This is a genomic window from Rhodococcus daqingensis (assembly GCF_042665615.1).
GTDB lineage: Bacteria > Actinomycetota > Actinomycetes > Mycobacteriales > Mycobacteriaceae > Rhodococcus_G > Rhodococcus_G daqingensis.
Window position 1 is genome coordinate 492583 of sequence record NZ_JBHTCS010000017.1, and the last position, 20425, is coordinate 513007.

The 20425-nt window shown below is 68.4% G+C and carries 17 protein-coding genes; 11 read left to right on the forward strand and 6 right to left on the reverse strand.

The features are described from left to right. The first annotated feature begins 62 nt into the window (after window positions 1-62). The 8 genes from ACFQS9_RS16400 (at window position 63) to ACFQS9_RS16435 (ending at window position 11687) form a co-directional block, all read left to right on the forward strand. Window positions 63-2903 (forward strand): Na+/H+ antiporter subunit A, encoded by a 2841-nt coding sequence (locus ACFQS9_RS16400; protein WP_378406468.1) that lies wholly within the window; start codon window positions 63-65, stop codon window positions 2901-2903. Next, on the forward strand, window positions 2900-3484 hold the full coding sequence (locus tag ACFQS9_RS16405) for a Na(+)/H(+) antiporter subunit C (RefSeq protein ID WP_378406470.1): 585 nt from the start codon (window positions 2900-2902) through the stop codon (window positions 3482-3484). Before ACFQS9_RS16400 ends, ACFQS9_RS16405 begins: the two co-directional genes overlap by 4 nt. Further along, on the forward strand, window positions 3481-5109 hold the full coding sequence (locus tag ACFQS9_RS16410) for a Na+/H+ antiporter subunit D (protein WP_378406472.1): 1629 nt from the start codon (window positions 3481-3483) through the stop codon (window positions 5107-5109). Before ACFQS9_RS16405 ends, ACFQS9_RS16410 begins: the two co-directional genes overlap by 4 nt. Beyond that, window positions 5106-5693 (forward strand): Na+/H+ antiporter subunit E, encoded by a 588-nt coding sequence (locus ACFQS9_RS16415; RefSeq protein WP_378406474.1) that lies wholly within the window; start codon window positions 5106-5108, stop codon window positions 5691-5693. Before ACFQS9_RS16410 ends, ACFQS9_RS16415 begins: the two co-directional genes overlap by 4 nt. After that, complete coding sequence (locus ACFQS9_RS16420) at window positions 5690-5950, forward strand: monovalent cation/H+ antiporter complex subunit F (protein WP_027501268.1); 261 nt, start codon at window positions 5690-5692, stop codon at window positions 5948-5950. Before ACFQS9_RS16415 ends, ACFQS9_RS16420 begins: the two co-directional genes overlap by 4 nt. After that, entirely contained in the window at window positions 5947-6288 is a 342-nt protein-coding gene (mnhG, locus tag ACFQS9_RS16425) for a monovalent cation/H(+) antiporter subunit G (protein WP_378406476.1), read from the forward strand. The genes ACFQS9_RS16420 and mnhG overlap by 4 nt, the downstream gene beginning before the upstream one ends. Window positions 6289-6573: 285 nt before the next feature. Further along, a complete protein-coding gene (locus ACFQS9_RS16430) occupies window positions 6574-7974 on the forward strand; it encodes a toll/interleukin-1 receptor domain-containing protein (protein ID WP_378406478.1) in 1401 nt (466 codons plus the stop codon). A 17-nt stretch (window positions 7975-7991) separates the two neighbouring features. Then, entirely contained in the window at window positions 7992-11687 is a 3696-nt protein-coding gene (locus tag ACFQS9_RS16435) for an nSTAND1 domain-containing NTPase (RefSeq protein ID WP_378406480.1), read from the forward strand. A gap of 47 nt (window positions 11688-11734) precedes the next feature. Here ACFQS9_RS16435 and ACFQS9_RS16440 read toward each other — a convergent pair whose 3' ends face one another. The 6 genes from ACFQS9_RS16440 to ACFQS9_RS16465 all read right to left on the reverse strand — a co-directional run bounded on the left by ACFQS9_RS16440 (window position 11735) and on the right by ACFQS9_RS16465 (window position 17383). Beyond that, complete coding sequence (locus tag ACFQS9_RS16440) at window positions 11735-12832, reverse strand: hypothetical protein (RefSeq protein ID WP_378406482.1); 1098 nt, start codon at window positions 12830-12832, stop codon at window positions 11735-11737. Between the two features lie 174 nt (window positions 12833-13006). Next, window positions 13007-14332: a phosphatase PAP2 family protein gene (locus ACFQS9_RS16445; RefSeq protein WP_378406554.1), complete on the reverse strand. Its 1326-nt coding sequence runs from the start codon at window positions 14330-14332 to the stop codon at window positions 13007-13009. A 38-nt stretch (window positions 14333-14370) separates the two neighbouring features. Next, window positions 14371-15495, reverse strand: coding sequence for a glutamate--cysteine ligase (locus ACFQS9_RS16450; protein WP_378406484.1), 1125 nt, complete (start codon window positions 15493-15495; stop codon window positions 14371-14373). Window positions 15496-15606: 111 nt separating this feature from the next. Beyond that, entirely contained in the window at window positions 15607-16359 is a 753-nt protein-coding gene (gene sodC, locus ACFQS9_RS16455; RefSeq protein WP_378406486.1) for a superoxide dismutase[Cu-Zn], read from the reverse strand. A gap of 80 nt (window positions 16360-16439) precedes the next feature. Beyond that, window positions 16440-17018: a LytR C-terminal domain-containing protein gene (locus tag ACFQS9_RS16460; protein ID WP_378406488.1), complete on the reverse strand. Its 579-nt coding sequence runs from the start codon at window positions 17016-17018 to the stop codon at window positions 16440-16442. Window positions 17019-17056: 38 nt separating this feature from the next. Next, window positions 17057-17383: a DUF3263 domain-containing protein gene (locus ACFQS9_RS16465; protein ID WP_378406490.1), complete on the reverse strand. Its 327-nt coding sequence runs from the start codon at window positions 17381-17383 to the stop codon at window positions 17057-17059. A gap of 214 nt (window positions 17384-17597) precedes the next feature. On the opposite strand from ACFQS9_RS16465, the gene ACFQS9_RS16470 reads away from it, so the two are divergent. From ACFQS9_RS16470 to ACFQS9_RS16480, 3 genes are all read left to right on the forward strand, one after another. After that, window positions 17598-18188, forward strand: coding sequence for a peptide deformylase (locus ACFQS9_RS16470; protein WP_378406492.1), 591 nt, complete (start codon window positions 17598-17600; stop codon window positions 18186-18188). Beyond that, a complete protein-coding gene (locus ACFQS9_RS16475) occupies window positions 18181-19140 on the forward strand; it encodes an N-acetylglutamate synthase, CG3035 family (protein WP_378406494.1) in 960 nt (319 codons plus the stop codon). Before ACFQS9_RS16470 ends, ACFQS9_RS16475 begins: the two co-directional genes overlap by 8 nt. A gap of 72 nt (window positions 19141-19212) precedes the next feature. Then, window positions 19213-20028 carry an exodeoxyribonuclease III gene (locus ACFQS9_RS16480; RefSeq protein ID WP_378406496.1) on the forward strand — a complete coding sequence of 272 codons (816 nt, stop codon included), beginning with the start codon at window positions 19213-19215 and terminating at the stop codon, window positions 20026-20028. Window positions 20029-20425: the final 397 nt, after the last annotated feature.

A 20425-nucleotide genomic window follows, 5' to 3' on the forward strand; every position in this document is an offset into this window, starting at 1 on the left:
CCGGATACCTCCGGGGCGTATAGACACCCCGCCGACGCACACGACAAACGACGGAGTGCCCATTGCTTGCTGTCCTGCTCGCCCACGCGATCGCCGCCGTCCTGGCGCCGCTTGTCGTGCGAGCGATGGGCCGCAATGCATTCCTCCCGCTGTCGCTGGTGCCCCTGGCGAGCCTCGGCTGGGTGATCAAGAACTGGGGCACCGAGCAGAGCCTGCACATCCAGTGGGCGCCCGGGCTGTCGATGGACATCGACATGCGCTTCGACTCGCTCGCGGCGATCATGTCGGCGCTGATCCTCGGGATCGGCAGCCTCGTGCTGGTTTACTGCTCGCGGTACTTCACCGACGACGAGCCCCGCCTCGGCATCTTCGCCGCCGAGATGATCGCGTTCGCGGGAGCGATGTTCGGGCTGGTCACCAGCGACAACATGCTCGTCCTCTACACCTTCTGGGAACTGACCACCGTGCTCTCGTTCCTGCTGGTCGGGCACTACGCGGAGCGGGCGTCGAGCCGCCGGGCCGCCACCCAGGCGCTCCTGGTGACCACCGCGGGTGGTCTCGCCATGCTGGTCGGGTTCATCATCCTCGGCCAGGTCGGCGGCAGCTATCTGATCTCCGACCTGCTGGCCGACCCGCCGCGCGGCTGGCTGGCCGGGGTCGGCGTGGTGCTGGTGCTCATCGGCGCCCTGTCCAAGTCCGCGATCGTCCCGATGCACTTCTGGCTGCCGGGCGCGATGGCCGCGCCCACCCCGGTGAGCGCCTACCTGCACGCCGCGGCGATGGTGAAGGCGGGCATCTATCTCGTCGCCCGGCTCGCGCCCGGGTTCGCCGACTCCGCCCCGTGGCGGGTCACGGTGATCACCCTCGGCCTGGCGTCGATGCTGCTGGCCGGCTGGCGGTCGCTGCGGGCATTCGACCTGAAGCTGGTCCTCGCGTTCGGCACCGTCAGCCAGCTCGGGTTCCTCATCACCCTGGTCGGCATCGGCGACCGGAACGCCGCGCTGGCCGGCATCACCATGGTGGTCGCGCACGCGATGTTCAAGGCCGCGCTGTTCATGGTGGTCGGCATCATCGACCACACCACCGGCACCCGCGACATCCGCAAGCTGGCCCACCTCGGCAAGCGTGCCCCCGCTCTGTGCGCCATCGCGGTCCTCGCCGCGGCCAGCATGGCCGGTCTGCCGCCGTTCCTCGGCTTCGTCGGCAAGGAGGGCGCCCTCGAGGCGATCGCCACCACCGACGCGCTGAGCCCGCCGGTGCGGACCCTGGTGCTCGCGACGGTCGTCGCCGGCTCGATCCTGACCGTGACGTACAGCATCCGGTTCATCTGGGGCGCCTTCGGCCGCAAGCAACTCCGGCAGCCGAGCCCGGCGGTACAGTCCATGCACGCCGCGGGCCCGCTGTTCCTGTTCGTGCCCGCCCTGCTCGGGGTCGGCGGCCTGGCCGCCGGTCTCGCGGCGCCGGTGATGGACCGCCTGCTCAGCCCCTACGCGCGGACACTGCCGTCGGGCGAGCACGCGGACTACCACCTCGCGCTGTGGCACGGGTTCGGCCTGCCGCTTGGGTTGACCGCCCTGGTGATCGGCAGCGGCGCGCTGCTGTTCGTCGCGCACCGCTGGGTCAGCAGGCTGCGCTTCGAGCATCCCCCGCTGGGCAACGCCGACCGCGTGTACGACGCCACCCTGCGCGCCATGGACACCATCTCCATCAAGCTCACCGGCACCACCCAGCGCGGTTCGCTGCCGCTGACGCAGGCGTCCATCCTCGTCACGCTGGTGCTGCTGCCGACGATCCTGCTGGTGTTGAACACCGACACCGGCGTCCGGCTGCGGCTGTGGGAATCGCCGATCCAGTTCGCGGTCGGGCTGATCATGGTCGCCGCCGCGCTGGCCGCGACCGTGATGCGCAATCGCCTGGCCAGCGTCATCCTGGTCGGCGTCGGCGGCTACGGCTGCGGCGTCATCTTCGCCCTGGACGGGGCGCCGGACCTGGCGCTGACCCAGTTCCTGGTCGAGACCCTCACGCTGGTGATCTTCGTGCTGGTGCTGCGCAAGCTGCCCGCCGAGACCGACGAGCGGCTGTCCGTCGGATTCAAGGCGCCGCGGGCCCTGCTCGCCGCCGCCGTCGGTGCCACGGTGACCGTCCTCGGTGCGTACGCGATGAACGCCCGGAACACCGCGCCGATCTCGCTGCAGCTGCCCGAGGCCGCGTACACCCTAGGCAACGGCAAGAACGTGGTGAACGTGCTGCTGGTCGACATCCGCGCCTGGGACACCCTCGGCGAGATCTCGGTGCTGCTCGTCGCGGCCACCGGCGTCGCCTCGCTGGTGTTCCGCACCCGCCGGTTCGGCACCGCGCCGCGGGTCTCCGACGCGCCCGTCGAGGTCTCGTCCGGCGGCGAGACCACCTGGCTGCGCGGCGGCGACCTCATCGACCCGCGGCACCGGTCGCTGGTCCTCGAGATCACCACCAGGATGATCTTCCCGACCATGATGGTGCTGTCGGTCTACTTCTTCTTCTCCGGTCACAACGCACCCGGAGGCGGCTTCGCGGGCGGGCTCACCGCGGGGCTGGCGCTGGTGCTGCGGTACCTGGCCGGCGGCCGCTACGAGCTCGGCGAGACGGTGCCCATCGACGCGGGCAAGATCCTCGGGCTCGGCCTGATCTTCTCCGCGGGCACGGCGCTGGTCTCGCTGTTCCTCGGCGCGCCCGCGCTCTCCTCCGCGACGCTGGAGGTGACGCTGCCGCTGCTCGGCCACATCAAGATGGTGACCGCGATCTTCTTCGACCTCGGCGTGTATCTCATCGTGGTCGGGCTCGTGCTCGACGTGCTGCGCAGCCTCGGGGCGCGCCTGGACGCCGAGGTCGAGGCCAAGAGCGACGTGCGGGTGAGCGTCCGGTGAACGCGAACTTCGGGATCCTCGTCATCGTCGGTGTGCTGATCGCGTGCGGCGTGTACCTGCTGCTCGAGCGCAGCATCACCAAGATGCTGCTCGGGTTGCTGCTGTTCGGCAACGGCGTCAACCTGCTCATCCTCACCGCCGGCGGGCCGCCCGGCAGCGCACCCATCGTCGGGCGGACGAACGCCGTGTACGACACGATGGCCGACCCCCTGGCGCAGGCGATGATCCTGACCGCGATCGTGATCACGATGGGCATCGCGGCGTTCGTGATGGCGCTGGCCTACCGGTCCTACAAGATCAACACCAAGGACGCCCTCGAGAACGACCCCGAGGACACCAAGGTGATCCGCCGGCGCAGCCCCGCCGAGGCACCGGACCACGATCGCTCCGACGACCCCATCACCGGCGACTCCACCTTCGGCGGCGACGCCTTCGACGACAAGGGCAATCCGATCCCGCTCGAACAGCTCACCAACCTCGAGGACCTCGAATGCTACGAGGACCTTCGGGAGGGCGACTTCGACGAGTTCGATCCCGACGGCGACGAACCGCTCCGGGTTCCGAGTGGTGATCGCGAATGACCCTGTCCCCCGACCTGATCCACACCCTGACCCCGCTGCCGGTGCTGGTGCCCATGCTCGCCGCCGCCGTCACCCTCATCGGCGGCCGGAAGCCGCGGTTCCAGCGCGCGGTCACCATGGTCGCGCTGGTGGTCGGCCTGGTCGTCGCCTGCCTGCTGCTGTACCTCACCGACCGGGACGGCATCTCCACGCTGCAGGTCGGCGGCTGGGACTCGCCGATCGGCATCACCCTGGTGGTGGACCGGTTGTCGGCGGTGATGCTGGTGGTCTCGAGCATCGTGCTGCTCGCCGTCATGGGGTTCGCGGTCGGGCAGGGCATCCACGACGGCACCGAACGACAGCCGGTGTCGATCTTCCTGCCCACCTACCTGGCGCTGGCCGCGGGCATCTCGAACGCGTTCCTGGCGGGCGACCTGTTCAACCTGTACGTCGGTTTCGAGGTGCTGCTCGCCGCGTCGTTCGTGCTGCTGACCCTCGGCGCCAGCGCCGACCGGGTGCGCGCGGGCGTCTCCTACGTGATGGTCTCGATGGTGTCCTCGCTGATCTTCCTGGTCGGCATCGCCCTCGCCTACGCTGCCACCGGCACCCTGAACCTCGCTCAGATGGCCACCCGGCTCGACGGCATCCCGGTCGGCACCAGGACCGCGATCTTCGGTGTGCTGCTGGTCGCGTTCGGCATCAAGGCCGCGGTGTTCCCGCTCTCGACCTGGCTGCCGGACTCGTACCCGACCGCGCCCGCCCCGGTTACCGCCGTGTTCGCGGGCCTGCTCACCAAGGTCGGCGTGTACGCGATCATCCGGGCGCACACCCTGCTGTTCCCGCAGGGCGAGCTCGACAACGTGCTGATGATCTGCGGCCTGCTCACCATGCTGGTCGGAATCTTCGGTGCCATCGCACAGAGCGACATCAAACGACTGCTCTCGTTCACCCTGGTCAGCCACATCGGCTACATGGTGTTCGGCATCGCGCTGTCCACCCAGCAGGGCCTGTCCGGCGCCATCTACTACGTCGCGCACCACATCATCGTGCAGACCGCGCTGTTCCTGGTGGTCGGCCTGATCGAGCGGCAGGCCGGGTCGTCCTCGCTGCGCAGGCTCGGCGGTCTCGCCGCGGCCAGCCCGGTGCTGGCGCTGGTGTTCCTGGTGCCCGCGCTCAATCTGGCGGGCATCCCGCCGTTCTCCGGCTTCATCGGCAAGGTCGCCCTGCTGCAGGCCGGCGTCGCCCACCCCAGCGCGCTGTCCTGGGTGCTGGTCGCGGGCGGCACCGTCACGAGCCTGCTCACGCTGTACGTGGTCGCCCGGGTCTGGACGAAGGCGTTCTGGCGCTCGCGTGCCGACGCCCCCGAGGGCGACCTCGCCGACGTCAGCCCGTCCGCCCTGATCGACGAGTCCGAGCAGGACATCGCCTTCGACGACCGCGCCGACGTCGGCAGGATGCCCGCCCTGATGCTGGTCCCCACGATCGGCGTGGTCGTGGTCGGCCTGGCCCTGACGGTGTTCGCCGGCCAGTTCATCGCGATCACCGACCGAGCGGCGGCGGACCTGCGGGACCGCTCGATCTACATCGACGCCGTCCTCGGGCCCGGGTACGCCGAGCAGGCGGCCGCGACGGGGGGTACGCGATGAACCGCGAACGGGTGCTCCGCGCCGGGGTCCTGGTGTGGCTGACCGCCGTGTGGATCCTGTTGTGGGGCAACGTCAGCGTCGCGAACATCCTCGGCGGCCTGGCCGTCGGGGCGCTGATCATGGTGCTGCTCCCGCTGCCGCGGGTACCGGTCGAGGGCCGGATCCACCTCTGGTCGATCGTCAAGCTGGTCGGGCTCTGCATCGTGTACGCGGCGCAGTCGAGCGCGCAGGTGGCCTGGCTGGCGGTGCGGCCCGGTCCGCCCCCTGTGACCGGTGTGCTGCGCGCCCGGTTGGCCATCAAATCCGATCTGGTGCTGACCCTGTGCATCGACGTGCTCAACCTGATCCCCGGCACCATGGTGCTGGAGGTCGACCAGGTCAAGCGGATGGTGTACGTGCACGTGCTGGACGTGAGCACGGACAGGGCAGTGGACCAGTTCTACCGGACCGTGCGGCAGCTGGAGCGACTGTTCATCGCCTCGTTCGAGCGCGACGAGGAATGGAAGCCGTCCCCGTGGCACGTGGACAACCCCGTCTTCGACCCCTCGGCGCCGGGGCCCACCGACCGACAGGATCTGCCGTGACGACAGTGCTCGTGATCGCCGGGGTGATGCTCTCGGTGGCCGCCGTGATGACCTCGTATCGACTGCTCGACGGGCCGTCCACGCTGGACCGTCTGGTCGCGATGGACACCCTGGTCGCGGTCGCCATCTGTGGGCTCGCGGTGTGGGCCGCCTACAGCCTCGACACCACGCTGGTGCCCGCCATCGTCGCGCTCTCCCTGGTCGGTTTCGTCGGCTCGGTCAGCGTGGCGCGATTCCGGGTGCGTGACGACCAGTGAACACCGTGCTCGAGGTCGTCGCGGCCGTGCTCATCCTGCTGGGTGCGCTGCTCGCCATGACCGCCGCCATCGGGATCGTGCGCTTCCCGGACACCCTCTCCCGCATGCACGCGGCGACGAAGCCCCAGGTGATCGGCCTGGTGCTGGTGCTGATCGGGGCGGTGATCCGGCTGCGCGGCAACGTCGACATCTGGATGCTGGTGCTGGTCGGGTTGTTCACCCTGTTGACCGCGCCGGTCATCGCGCACACGGTCGGCCGGGTGGCCTACCGCGAGCAGCGCAGCCGCGACGGGCTCGGCATCGTCGGGGACCTCGAGAACCGGGACCGACGGGAGTAGCTCGGCGTCCGGCGTCGTCCGAGTTCAGACGGACGTCTTGCTTGCATTCGCCACGAATGAACAATTCGCAATTCGAGTAGTCGACTACTGTCGCCGCGGCTGCGTCGGGGGCGCAGCATGGGTCTATGTCTCGTTAGGTTGAGGTGCTGGTGTTGCAGAAGTGGCGCGAGCGGCAACGCAAGACTTCGTGCCACCGCAAGCCTCACGGGTTTGTCTCGATCCCACGCTGGTGCTCAGCTACCCAGCCGGCTCTGGGCGTTGACTGCCGCACACAGGAGCGAGCGCATGGACGCGACCGAGGACTTCTGGGAGGACCTGCTCTCTCACATCCGGGAACAGATATTGGTACCGGTTGTGGGCCCTGATATGACGCTGGTCAAGATCGGTGACACTGAGCAGCGGCTCAGTACGCTCATCGGCCAGCGATTGGCCGAGCGCTATCACCTGCCCCAGTCGCCCGGGATGACCACCATGGGTGAAGCGGTGGCCGCCTTTCTGCGAGAGCGCGGACAGGATGAGGTCGAGCGGTTGTATCGCGTCATCAACGACATCATCACGCAGCTCGATCCGGTTCCCGGCGACGCGCTCCGCAACCTCGCCGCCATCGACGATGTTCCCCTGTTCGTGAGCACTACGCCCGACCGGCTGCTCGCGAGCGCGGTGAACGACGTCCGTTTCCACGGTCGTCCGGGGACACGGGAGCTCTCGTTTTCCCCGAATCAGAGCACGAGCGAACAGTCACGCAACTCGGAACCGGCCAGGAGAACCGATACCGTCGTTCTCAATTTGTTCGGTCAGACCGCGTCGACGCCCCAGTACGCGATTCACGAGGAGGACCGACTCGAGTGGCTCCACGCGTTGCTCAGCGACGCGGCGAGCCTTCCCGACTGGCTTGCCTATCCGCTGAAGCATCAGCCGATGTTGTTCATCGGTTGCGAGATACCGGACTGGCTCGGGCGGTTTCTGCTGCGCATGTCCAGCAACTCGCGGTTGTCGCTGGAACGCAACCAGCAGTTCTTCTTCGTTGGTAACTCGACCTCGAGCGCGCTGTCGAACTTCTTCGCAACCTACTGCCGCAGGACGCTGGTCCAGCAGCTGGACATGGAACCAGCCGCGTTTGTCGCGGAGTTGCGCACGCGCTGGGAGCAACAGACCGCGGCCAGGTCGCGCACCCCGCTCGACACCGCGGACCCTGCCGCGGGAATTGGCGCTACCAGTTCCGCTGCGGACCCTCCGACCATCTTCATCAGCTACATGCGTGAGGACGCCGACGCCGCCCGGCGGCTCTGTGACGCGATCAAAGGCCTCGGCGGAGACGTGTGGTTCGACGAGCGGCAGATAAGTCCAGGCGACGCATGGGAGCAGGAAGTCCTGACCCGAATTCGTAAAGGTGTCAAACTCTTCGTTCCGGTCATCTCCGAGAACACGGAGGCCGAGGTAGAAGGCTATGTCTTCAGAGAATGGAGGGAGGCGGCGGATCGGTCGCTCTCGATTCCGCTCCGGCGATTCATCGTGCCTGTTGTCATCGACAGCGACTACGACGGTAATCCGAGTCGGTACCGGCAGATTCCGCAGGAGTTCGGTCGCCTGGATTTTGGCCGCGCTCCAGGGGGTGACCCGGATGCGCGGTTGCTCGACATGCTGACCTCCGAAATCCGTGCCATGCGGCGCACCGATGCGGCCTGACCGATGGAGCGATTGCCATGCAGCTCGACAGAGACAACCCGTGGCCAGGATTGGAATCATTCGAGGAGGACGCGCAGGCCTTCTTCTTCGGGCGCGACCATGAAATAGCCTCGCTGAGAAACCATGTGCTCGACGCCCCGGTCACCGTCTTGTACGGCCGCTCCGGCCTCGGCAAGACGTCGCTGCTCCAAGCGGGACTGTTTCCCGTGCTGCGTGAGCGCCACCTACTCCCGATCTATATCCGCTTCGACCTGAAGCCGGATGCGGCGCCACTTACCGACCAGCTCCACCACGCTGTCCGCGATTCGATCAAGGCTGACGTGCCCGACGCGGTGCTGCCCTCGGACCAGGGATCACTCTGGGAGTACCTGCATCGCAAAGACTTCGAGCTGTGGAGCACCCAGAACTATCCGCTCACGCCGGTGATTGTCCTCGACCAGTTCGAAGAGCTGTTCACCCTGGGCGAGCGGGTTCCCGATCTGGTCCGGGAATTCAGAGACAATCTTGGCGACTTGGCCGAGAACCGCATACCCGCAGAGCTGGCCGCGCGGATCGAAGACGACGAGGCCGTGGCTGCACGATTCGATCTGCGGTCGCGCAAGTACAAGCTGTTGATCAGCCTGCGTGAAGACTTTCTCCCCGAGCTCGAAGGATGGCGTCAGCTCATTCCAGCGTTGGGACGCTCGCGGGTGCGGCTGCTGAACTTGCGGACACGCGACGCACTTTCTGCGGTGCGCAAACCGGCGCCGCACCTCATGACTGAACCACTGGCTCGCCGGGTGGTCGCCATCGTCGGCGGCGAGGACCTGCACCACGGTCACGACACCGCAGACGCCGAGGCTGGTCATCCTGGCGATCACCGTGGCGGTTCGGACGTGGAACCCGCACTGCTGAGCTTGTTCTGCCGCGAGCTCAACGAGGAGCGGAAACGGCATGGGCAGCCGCAGTTCGACGAGCAACTGGTCGAGGACGCCAAACGCGACATCCTGTCGAACTACTACTCGTCGTGTGTGAGTGACCTGCCGCCACGCGTCGCGGGCTTCATCGAGTCCAACCTGATCACCGAGAAGGGCTTTCGCAACAGCTACCCCCGCGAGGACGCGGTGCCGTCGCATCTGACCGACGACGAACTCACCCAGCTGATTCACTCGCGGCTGCTCCGTCTCGAGGAGCGCTACGGCGCGCAACGGATCGAACTGACCCACGATGTGCTCACGCGCGTCGTGCGCGAACACCGCGACCGCCGCCGCGCACACGAGGAGAGCGCGGCGCGCGAGGCGCGGCTCGCCGCGGAGCAGCAACGCCAGCAAGCCGAGCTCCGCGACGCCCAGGAGCGCCAACAGGCCGCCGAAGACTACGCCCTGGCGCTGCGCAAACGCTCCCGGATCCTGCACGCTGTGCTGGCCGGCACCGCTGTCATCGCCGTGCTGGCCCTCGTCTTTGCGTACGTCGCTGTGAGGGCGCAAGATCAAGCCGACGCGCAACGAGTCGTGGCCGACGCCCGCAGCCGTGAGGCGCTGGGCGAGAAGCTCAGCTCGGAAGGGCTGGCAATCCTTGCCGGCGGTCAACCAGGTACCGAACAGTCTGGGTTAGTTAAAGTGATTGCTGCGCCGAATATTTCGTCGCGACCCAACCTCGGAGGTCTGCTGATCGCGCTTGACGGTCGTTCGCGCCTTCACGAGATCTACCCCGCCTCGGGCATACTCAGTGGCGATGGCCAGCGCGTCGCAACCACCAGCCAGGCGGGAATTCAGATGGTCGACACACGGACGTGGAAGCCGGTCGGCCATCGCTTCGGCGATCGCTCCGGCTCGCAACTGGACCCCCTTGTGCCATCGCATCGGACGCGCCTGAGCTTCAGCGGACGCTACCTCGCAAGCCTCGATGGTGAGACCGACAAGGCGATTCGGGTGTGGGACTTCGACACCGGAAACTACACCAGTCAGCCGATGTCCATCGGGGAGGCTCCGACCGAGGTCCCCGTCGCCATCAGTGTGGACGGACGCCGGGTCGCAGCGCCGGGCGAGGGCGGGGTTCGGCTGTGGGACACGCCGACGGGACGGTTGATCGCCACACTGCCGGTCAACCCCGACGCCGTTGTCACCGCCCTGGCGTTCAGCCCGGACGGACATCGGATCGCAACGGGCAGCTACGGCGAGAGCTTTGTCCAACTCTGGGATGCCGAAACCGGAGCCGCAGTTCGCGAAACGTCGCGTTTCCATGACGAAGGCTTCGCCGACTCCGACCTCATCACGAGCCTGGCATTCAGCCTGGATGGCGGCGTAGTCGCCGCAGGCGGAGCTACCTTCGACACGTCGTTCCTGAGTGGCGGCACACCGCTACGGCTGTGGAATGCCGACACCGGCGCATTGATCGGAGCACCCGTCGTGGGTGACTACGGATTCATCCAATCAGTGGCATTCAGCCCCGATGGGCGCCGCATCGCTACCGGCAGCAACGACAAGACCGTGCGATTGTGGGACGCGGGCACGAGTCAGCCGATCGGCAATCCGATGAACCTTCAATCACCAGTTGGGCATGTCGCATTCACGCTCGACGGAGACAACATCGTTGCCGTCTCCGATAATGCCGTCCAGAAGTTGGATGGAAATCTCGATGACCAGCTGGCCGTAGAGACGGCAGGAAGCAAGGCCGCCGCACCGGGCCCCGACGAAAGCCTTGCTCTGGGCACCAGCACCGATGTACCGGAGGTCGTTGTTGTGCGAGACAACGCTGCGCACCAACTGAACGCCGACACCGGGGAGCAGGTCAGTGTCGTCGTGAGCGACGCACTTCGGTCATATAGCGACATGGACTGGAGCCGCGACCACCGCTGGATCGCCATCGCCGGAGAGGATAACGCCATTCGCGTCGTCGATGCGACGAACGGCCAACCCGCCGGCAAGCCCCTTGTCGGCCACAACGATGCCGTCTACGACGTCGAGTTCAGCCGCGACGGGACGATGCTCGCATCCGCGAGCGCGGACAACACCGTGCGAATGTGGGACTGGCGCACAGGCGAACAGATCGATGAGCTGCAGACCGGCAATGAATTCGGCGTCGCCGAGGTCCTTTTCAGCGAGGACGGTTCCCACCTGTTCTCGCGCGGATCCGGCTCGACCTGGATCTGGGACACTTCGACGCGGCCACCGACAGGAAAGCAGGTCGGCGGTCCGAACAGTCCGTTGACCTTCGTGGCCATGGCGGTAAGCCCTGATAATCACCATCTCGCGACGGCTTCTGCCCAAGGAGACATTCAGCAGTGGGACGTCAGCAGCGGTCAGGCGTTCGGCCCGACGATGGAGGTCCACAGCGCCATCGACGACATCGACTACAGCCCCGACGGCCACTACCTGGCCTCAGTCAGTGCGTTGCTCGCCGATGAAACACTGCGGTTCTGGGATGCCGCCTCGGGACGCCAAGTCGGCGCGCCGGTCAGTACAGAACACATGGGCACGACCCAATTTGTCGCGTTCAGTAAGAACGGCCATTCGGTCTACATTGGGGGAATTGGGTCGGGGCCCGCGAAGCCGACCGACAGCGGGCCAACAGCCGGGCAAGCCGCGATCTGGCGGCTTCCCGCGCCGGCCGAGTGGGAGCATTTGCTGTGCGCGAAGCTGACCGCCAACCCGAGCGAGCAACAGTGGAAGGATTGGATCTCGCCCGACGTCCCCTATGAAGAACCGTGCCCCGGCAAACCCCGCACGCCCTAGACACGTGGCGTGTGCAAACCTCAGGCCCGGTGTAACTCAGGCCTGGATCAGCGGCCACAGGGGTCGGCAGGCGGCGTCCCCGGCGCACCGAACGTCCCCGGCACACCCGACGCTCGCGGCGCCCGGTTCGACGGCAGCTCCGCCGGCTCGGGCTGTGACGGGTCGGGGTCGCTGACCAACCGCACCGAGTATCGGAGCTCGCCCGCACGCCAGGCCGCCGGCTCGATGGTGGGTCCGGGCGAGGGCGCGCCGGCCCGCGCGCACGGATCACCGGGTTGGCCCGGAGACTTCAGCTCGGAGATGTCGTTCCGCTCGGACGACGTCGGTACCACCGGTCCCGGCGTCGACGTCGGCGCCGGCGCCGCAAGCACGGCCCCGAGGCCGGCGAGCAGGACGGCGACCACCGCGGCCGCGCCTGCGAGCACCCGCCCCTTGGGGAGCGCCTTCGCCTCCCCCGACGGCGGCGCGAAGGCGGCGGGCGCGGAGATCTGGCCGGCCGCCGCGCTGATCGCGGCGCCGGTCGCCAGGTGCCAACGACCGGCGTAGGGAACCACGGAGGCCAGGCCCAGATCGGCGGCCGCGGTACCGATCACGCTCGCTTCGGATGGCCTGATCCCGAGGACGACGACGGCGACCCGGCCGCGAGGGACATCCGACCGCATCTGGTCCAGCAGCGCGGTGGTCGCGGTCACGTCGGCGAACGTCCCCGCGGTCACCCGTTCGACACCGGCCTGCGCCACGCCGGACCGCAGGTCGACCGCGTGGGCGAGGACCTCCCCCGGCCACTCGGCCAGGACGAGCGCGGTCCGGGCCGAGGCGAGCTCCGGCATCGCGCGCAGGAAGGCCAGCCGGGCCTCGGCCGCACCGACCACCGCGACGGAGGGCAGGCCGGAGTGGCGCAGCTGCGCCTCGATCGCGACCGCCGCTTCCGGGTCCGCGGCGACGATTCCGACGGCCACCGGATCCAGTCCGATGTGCCTGGCCCGGTCCACCATCTGATCGGCGGCCGATACGGCCAGACCGACGTCGTCGCCACCTCGGTCCTCGAAACGGCTGTCCACCGGCCCGAGACCGGGCACATCGGTGTCGACGAGGACCGCCCGCACACCCTCCTTGCCGAGCGTGACTCCCACCGACTCCCGCACGCGTCCTCCACAGTGTCCCGTCGACAGTGGCTCGCGGTAACCGGAAGGGACGCCTGTGATTTGCGGCCCCCCGAACTCCTCGCGTAGTCCGTCGAATCGACGTCACCGTAGCGGACCGACTCCGGCGACGGCGCCGCACCCCGCCACTGCGGCCGCTGAGCCCTGCGATTCTCGCTAGCCGGCCGCGTGCACGGGCACCGCCTCGGGCTCGGCCCGACCGCCCCACCGCCCCAGCGCGGACCCCGGCGCGGCGAAGAAGCTCGCATAGAACCCGATCACCACCGCGCCCATGACGCCGAGGATCAGGGGGCCGAAGACCAATGGGTACTCGGCGATCTCGACGGCCAGGTACCGGTAGCCGAGCAGCAGCGCGACGAATGCGATCGTCCCGCCGAGCACGAGCCGGATCCGGAACCGGCCCCAGCCCCGCTCCGGATCACGCAGCGCCGACTCCAGGGTCAGGCAGAGCACGACGCCCGCGACCAGGTCGACGCCGTAGTGGTAGCCGAACCCGAGTGTGGCCATCAACGTGCACACCAGCCAGAACGCGCCGCCCCAGCGCAGCCAACGCGGGCCTCCCCGCGTGTGGACGAAGATCGCCAGCGCCCAGGCCGTGTGCAGGCTCGGCATGCAGTTGCGGGGCGCCGGACTGTCGAACGGGATCGCCACCGGGTCGACGACATTCGGCACCACCGTCGGCCAGTAGTTCCCGAGCTGGGCGCCCTCGCCCGCGGCCCCGAACGCGAAGTCGGGGCCGACCACCGGGAACAGCACATAGAACAGCGGACCGATCAGCCCGATCAGCAGGAAGGTGCGCACCAGGTAGTGCGACGGCCAGCCGTTGCGCAGCTGGTAGAGCGCCACCACGATCGCCGCGACCGGCAGTTCGATGTACACCCAGTGCAGCACCCCGTAGCCGACGCCGCCGAGCGCGTCGACCACGCCGCCCATCACCCACGACGGATTGCCCAGCGCCCGGTCCGCGAGCTGCACGTACTCGTCGAGCACCAGCGGCCGGGTCAGCACGGTGATCTGAAGCCAGACGTCACCGACCTTGGTGGCCAGGATCAGCAGGGCACCGAGCCCCACGCCGCGCAGCGCGCTGCGACGCTGCTCGCCGGTCCATGCCAGCGCCGCGTAGAGCCCGATCCCGGTCAGCACGATGGTCGGACCGTTCCCGATTGCCACCGACCCGTCGAACAGCAGCCGGCCCGCCGCGAACAACAGGTCCAGGACGACCGCGATGACCAGGGCCCGGATCCGCTGCGGGTTCGTGAGCCCGACCAGCGCGAGCGCGAATCCCGCCCACGGCAGCGACATCGACTTGGGGGTGCCGACGAAATCCTTGGCGAGGCTGTGCAGTGGTCCCTCGAAGCCGAATCGGAGCGCGACCAGCTGCAAGGCCACGAGTACCGCGGCGAGGGCGACGCCTGCCGAGATGAGGACGGGGTGCGACCGCAACGAGAATCGACCGGTCCCGGAGACCGGTGAGTCGTTGATCAGCACCGGTACATAGTAAACGGAGCGTGAACGAGGCCTTACGTGTCGAGCTCGTTCACGAGGGAATCGACGACGAGCGTCAGGTCGCCCCCGGATGCCGCGGCGACCTGACGCTGCCGCAGATAGGACGCGCCGCGACGGGGGATGTCCGCCACCCGAGCGAGCTCATCGGCGCAGCCGAGCGACCTCGCCACCGGCGTCAGCTGCTCCAGCAGATCGTTCAGGTCATCGGTGACCAGGCGCTCGTTGCTGTCGGCGTCGAGGATGATCTCCGCGTCGAGTCCGTACCGCGCGGCCCGCCACTTGTTCTCCTGCACGTGCCACGGCGGCATGCCCGGCAGCTCCTCGCCCGCGTCGATCCGACGGTCGAAGTACACGACCAGGCAGTGGATGAGGGCGACGATGGCACCCAGCTCGGTCCGGGTGGAGATGCCGTCGCAGACCCGGACCTCGATCGTCCCCCACTGCGGGGCGGGCCGGATGTCCCAGTGCAATCCGCCGAGCTTGTCGATGACGCCGGTCTTGAGCTGGTCGTGCGCGAATCCCTCGAACTGCGACCAGGTTTCGAACTGGAACGGCAGGCCGGCCGTCGGCAGCTGCTGAAACATCAACGCCCGGTTGCTTGCGTACCCGGTGTCCACGCCGGTCCACATCGGCGACGAGGCCGAAAGCGCAAGCAGGTGAGGGTACTTCACGAGCAACGCGTTGAGGATTGGGAAGACCCGATCCGCCGAGGAGATCCCGACGTGCACGTGCACGCCCCAGATCAGCATCTGACGTCCCCACCACTGGGTGCGCTCGATCATCTCGTCGTAGTGCGGGCTACGGGTCAGCTGCTGGGTCGACCATTCCGCGAACGGATGGGTGCCCGCGCAGAACAGGTCGACGCCGACCGGATCCGCGACCCGGCGCACCAGGTGCAGCGTCTCGCTCAGGTCGTCGATCGCCTCGCCGACCGTGTCGCAGACACCGGTGACCAGTTCGACGGTGTTGCGCAGCAGCTCCTTGTGCAGCCGCGGCGTCTCACCGCCCGCGAGGGAGTGCGCCGCGTCGAAGATCTGTCCCGCGGTGTTCGAGAGATCGCGGGTGGTCTTGTCGACCAGGGCGATCTCCCACTCGACGCCGATTGTCGGCCGGGGCGAACCGGCGAAGTGGACTCCCACACTGCGAATCCAACCACAGCGATCGCACGGCCGCCGTCACCGGGACCGGGCCCCGGCACACGACAACGACCCCCCACCGCGGCGGTGAGGGGTCGTCGGGGCGATCGGTGCCTACTCGATGACGGCGCAGGCGACGCGGCCGCCGGCGTCACCGGTGGCCAGCGTGGTCTGGTCCGGCACCGGAGCGTTGTCCGGGAGGGTGTACCGGTTCGGGATGTTGGCGAAGTTGTCCGCGCCGGCGTGCACGACGATCGCGGTGCCCTTGCCGTGGTTGCGCAGGTCCTCGAGGGTGAAGGCGTCGGTGGTGGTGACCAGCTCCGCGGTGCCGTCCTCGCGCACCTGCAGCGAGGTCAGGTCGCCGCTCGCGGGATGTCCGGTGTGACCCTCGGCCTGGAAATGTCCACCGGCGGAAAGGAAGTCGCCGGGCGCGCCGCCGGACGGCGCCACCGAGTTCGCCTCACACTTGGCGACCTCGTGAACGTGCAGGCCGTGGAAGCCGGGCGTGAGGTGCTCGGCCTCGACCGAGACCTGAACGAACCCGTTGCCGTCGGTGAATCGGACGGTGCCGACCTCGGCGCCCTTCGCGTCCTTGAGTTCGACGTCGATCTGGTCCTGCACATCGGTCGAGGCGCCGCCGTGGCCGCCCTCCGCCGCGCCGTGGCCGGCGGCCGGTGCGGCCGCTCCCGTCCACACGGGGGGCGTGGTGCCGGGGACGTCACTGGGGTCCTGACCGTTCGAGCACGCGGTGAGGCCAAGGGCCGCGATCGCGACCATCGGGGCGACGACGCGCCAGGACCCACGGGAGGTACGGCGTGCACTCTCGGCACCGCCGAGGTGCGAATCGCGTCGGGTAAGCAGGGCCATCAAACCGCTCCTTCTAGATGGGCTGGAAGTGAACTGATCATAGCCAGGCGGGAGGACCGGCCTTCCGCAGGTGCGGTCCGTCAGGGCGCGGTGACGATCACGATGACGCCGGGCGAGGCGCTGACGATGCCCGGGAACCGTGGTTCGGCGGACGCTCCCAGCGTCGCGGCGATCTCCGTCGCGGCCTGTTTCTCCGTCGGCGACGAGGCCGAGTAGTACACGGTCGTCGCGCTCACCGAGCCGTCGCTGTAGTTGCCGGTCTCGCCGACCGTCCAGCCGTCGGACTCGAGCGTCCTGGCGGTCTGCGCGGCCAGGCCGCTGACCGTGCTGTTGTTGAGAACCCGAACCGGAACGGCGGCCTTGTCCGTGATCGGGGAGGCCGTCGTGGTGGCTGCGGCGGTGGTCGTGACGGCGGTGCCCCTGGGGATCCCCGCGGTCGTGGTCGGTGCGATCGCGGCGGGCGGGCGGGCCGAGGTGACCGTACCGGCGCCGTTGCCCGCCACCCGCGCCACGCTCGAGGTGGTCTCCGGCTGCTCCGACTCGGAATCGGACCCGGACAGCGCCATGGCGCCGATGCCGGCGAAGGCGATCGCGAGCGCGATCAGGACCATCGCCAGCGCACGAAGCGGTGGTCCACTCGGCTGCTCAGGAGTGCTCACTCGAATGACCTTAGAGACCGCATCGCGTCCGCCGACACCTAGGTGATGTCGAATCCGAGGCGACGGGCGGCGCGCGCCTTCTGCCGACTGGCTCGCAGGCGGCGCAACCGCTTGACCAACATCGGGTCGGCCGCGAGGGCCTCGGGGCGGTCCACCAGCGCGTTCAACACCTGGTAGTAGCGGGTGGCGGACATGTCGAAGAGTTCCTTGATCGCCTCTTCCTTCGCGCCCGCGTACTTCCACCACTGGCGCTCGAAGGACAGGATGTCGTGGTCCCGGCGGGTCAGTCCGTCCTCGCCTGGCTCGTTGGCGTCCTGCGGGTCGGTCTGCTCGGAATTCCGGTTACGCGCCGCTGCCCCGTCCATCTCACTCCCTCAACTTCGAGCTCTCGCCCAACGCCACTGCTCTCGCGTGATGCATCGAAACCAAAGTTCCCCGACGACCCGGTTGGCTTCACGATGACCGGGCAACGAATTACACATCTGTTCTTCCGGGGATTATTCAACCATGATCGCCGCGGTGGTGGCCTGGTTGCGGTGCTGGCGCGTCGCGCGGTGCCGCCCCACTATCCTTGATCGAATGGCAATACTTCCGATCCGGATCGTGGGCGATCCGGTGCTCCACGAGCCCACGCGGCCCGTCACCGAATCGCCGGCGGAGATCGCCGAACTGATCGCTGACATGTACGAGACGATGGACGTCGCGAACGGCGTCGGCCTGGCGGCGAACCAGGTCGGTGTCCCGATGCGCCTGTTCGTCTACGACTGCCCCGACGTCGACGGCGACGGGAACTCGATCCGCCGTCGTGGCGCCGTGGTCAACCCGGTGCTCGAGACCTCGGAGATCCCCGAGACCATGCCGGATCCCGACGATGACGAGGAGGGCTGCCTCTCCGTTCCCGGCGAGCAGTTCCCCACCGGCCGCGCCGACTGGGCGAAGGTGACCGGCACCGAGGCCGACGGTTCGCCGGTGGAGATCGAGGGCACCGGGTTCTTCGCCCGGATGCTCCAGCACGAGGTCGGACACCTCGACGGATTCCTCTATGTCGATGTGCTGATCGGCCGCAACGCCAGGGCCGCGAAGAAGACCATCAAGCGCGCCGGTTGGGGCGTTCCGGGCAAGAGCTGGGTCCCGGGCACTGTCGAGGATCCGTTCGGCCACGATGACTGACATCGTGCTCGGTAGCCGGGTGGTGTTGCGATACAAGTTGCCGCCCGGTTACCCGCAGCCCCTCACCGACATCATCGGGGAGTTGGTGTCGCTCACACCTGCCGTCGTGGTCCGCGCCCCGGACGGACGTGTGGTCCAGGTCGTCCCAGACAAGGTCGTCGCGCTCAAGTCGATCGGTCCCCGACCGATCCTGAGCCGGGAGATCCGCGCGCTCGAACTGGCCGCCGCCGACGGCTGGCCCGGCCTCGAGCAGAGCTGGATCAACGGCTGGCTGGCCCGCTCCGGCGGCGGGTTCACCGGCCGGGCGAACTCCGCGTCTCCCCTCGGCAAGGCCGACCGGATCGGCGACCTCTACAGCGGCGACACCCTCGAGCGCCTGCAAAAGTGGTACGCGGACCGCGATCAGCCGCTGCGCCTGCTGCTGCCGGACCGCCTCGGCAACGCCCCCGCGGATTGGGAGACCTCCGACGAGGTGCTCGTGATGGCCGCCGAGATCGCGAACCTCACCCTGCCCGACGGGGATTCGCTGGTCACCGTGTCCGGCGAACCGGACGATCAGTGGCTGCCGCTGTACGACAACAACGGGAGACGGCTGCCGGACTGCGCCCCCGACGTGCTCGGCGCCGTCCGCGACGGCGAGCTCGGCTTCGGTCGGCTCGGCAGCCCGAGCACCGAACTGCTGGCCATCGCGCGCGCCGCCGTGACCGAGGCGCCCGACGGCCGTCGCTGGGTCGGCCTGAGCGCGGTGGAGGTGGCTCCCGCTCACCGCAGGCGCGGGCTCGGGATGCTGATCTGCGCGGAGATGATCCGCTGGGGCCGCGACCGAGGCGCGACGCACGCGTACATCCAGGTGGTGGCCGACAACGAGGCGGCGATCGCCCTGTACCGCACGATGGGGATGCTCGACCACCACCGGTACCGCTACGCGGCGGCACCCGGCACCGCCTGGTAGCCACACGAGCGAACGACGGCGCCCTCCGGACCGGCCGGGGGGCGCCGTCGCACTCGCACTAAGCTGCCTCGAATGCGATTGGCGACGTGGAATGTGAACTCGGTCCGGGCCCGCACCGATCGGGTCGTGGACTGGCTGGTGCGCACCGACACCGACGTGCTGGCGATCCAGGAGACCAAGTGCCGTGACGACCAGTTCCCGACGGAACGGTTCACCGAGCTCGGCTACGAGGTGGCCCACGTCGGCCTGAGCCAGTGGAACGGCGTCGCGATCGTCTCCCGCGTCGGACTCGAGGACGTGCAGATCGGCTTCGAGGGACAGCCGGGCTTCGCCAAGCCCGCGGCGGACAGTCTGGACATCGCCACCCCGGTCGTCGAGGCCAGGGCCATCGGCGCCACCTGCGGCGGGGTCCGGGTGTGGAGCCTCTACGTCCCCAACGGCCGCGAGCTCAGCGACCCGCACTACGAGTACAAGCTGGACTGGCTGGCCACCCTGCGCGACGACGCCGCGAAGTGGTTGGCGCAGGATCCGAGCGCCCAGATCGCGTTGGTCGGCGACTGGAACGTCGCGCCCACCGACGAGGACGTCTGGGACCCTGCGCTCTTCGAGGGCAAGACGCACACATCGCAGCCGGAACGCGATGCATTCCATGCCTTCCAGGACGCGGGCTTCGTCGACGTCGCCCGCCCGTTCACCCCCGGCCCCGGCGTCTACACGTACTGGGACTACACCCAGCTCCGGTTCCCGAAGCGCCAGGGCATGCGGATCGACTTCGTCCTCGGCTCCCCCGCGCTCACCGAACGGGTCTCCGGGGCGTCCATCGACCGCGAGGAGCGCAAGGGCAAGGGCGCCAGCGATCACGCGCCGGTCGTGATCGAGCTCGACTAGATCACCACCACCAACGATCGGTGCAGGGCGCGGCCGCGGTTGGCACAGCACAGTTTTCGCAACACGGCTGCGAATCTGCGGACGTCGGGTTCTGGCGTTGCGCCGAAGCACATGCCCATGAAATCCGCAATGGACAGCTTGTCCATATCGCGGCCGCCAGCTCGTCCTTATTTCCTCTCGGAGTCGGTCCCGGTGATCGCTAGCGTCGCATCGACGTAATGCGCGTCACACCCACCGCCGCGTGTGCGGCGGCCTGGGCGCCACCAACCGAGGGGAATGAATGAGCAAGATTCGTAGGTCCATACGGCTGAGCGCGGGTGTCGGTGCTGCCGCGGTGGCGATCGGCCTGATGTCGACCGGTGCGGCGCATGCCGACACGTTCGTGCCGCTGCCGGAT

Bases quoted from the DNA above. Each gene is read 5' to 3' on its own strand.
- ACFQS9_RS16430 (WP_378406478.1), top strand. From the start codon at position 6,574: ATGGACGCGACCGAGGACTTCTGGGAGGACCTGCTCTCTCACATCCGG.
- ACFQS9_RS16475 (WP_378406494.1), top strand. From the start codon at position 18,181: ATGACTGACATCGTGCTCGGTAGCCGGGTGGTGTTGCGATACAAGTTG.
- ACFQS9_RS16410 (WP_378406472.1), top strand. From the start codon at position 3,481: ATGACCCTGTCCCCCGACCTGATCCACACCCTGACCCCGCTGCCGGTG.
- ACFQS9_RS16415 (WP_378406474.1), top strand. From the start codon at position 5,106: ATGAACCGCGAACGGGTGCTCCGCGCCGGGGTCCTGGTGTGGCTGACC.
- ACFQS9_RS16480 (WP_378406496.1), top strand. From the start codon at position 19,213: ATGCGATTGGCGACGTGGAATGTGAACTCGGTCCGGGCCCGCACCGAT.
- ACFQS9_RS16470 (WP_378406492.1), top strand. From the start codon at position 17,598: ATGGCAATACTTCCGATCCGGATCGTGGGCGATCCGGTGCTCCACGAG.
- sodC (WP_378406486.1), bottom strand. From the start codon at position 16,359: ATGGCCCTGCTTACCCGACGCGATTCGCACCTCGGCGGTGCCGAGAGT.
- ACFQS9_RS16435 (WP_378406480.1), top strand. From the start codon at position 7,992: ATGCAGCTCGACAGAGACAACCCGTGGCCAGGATTGGAATCATTCGAG.
- ACFQS9_RS16465 (WP_378406490.1), bottom strand. From the start codon at position 17,383: ATGGACGGGGCAGCGGCGCGTAACCGGAATTCCGAGCAGACCGACCCG.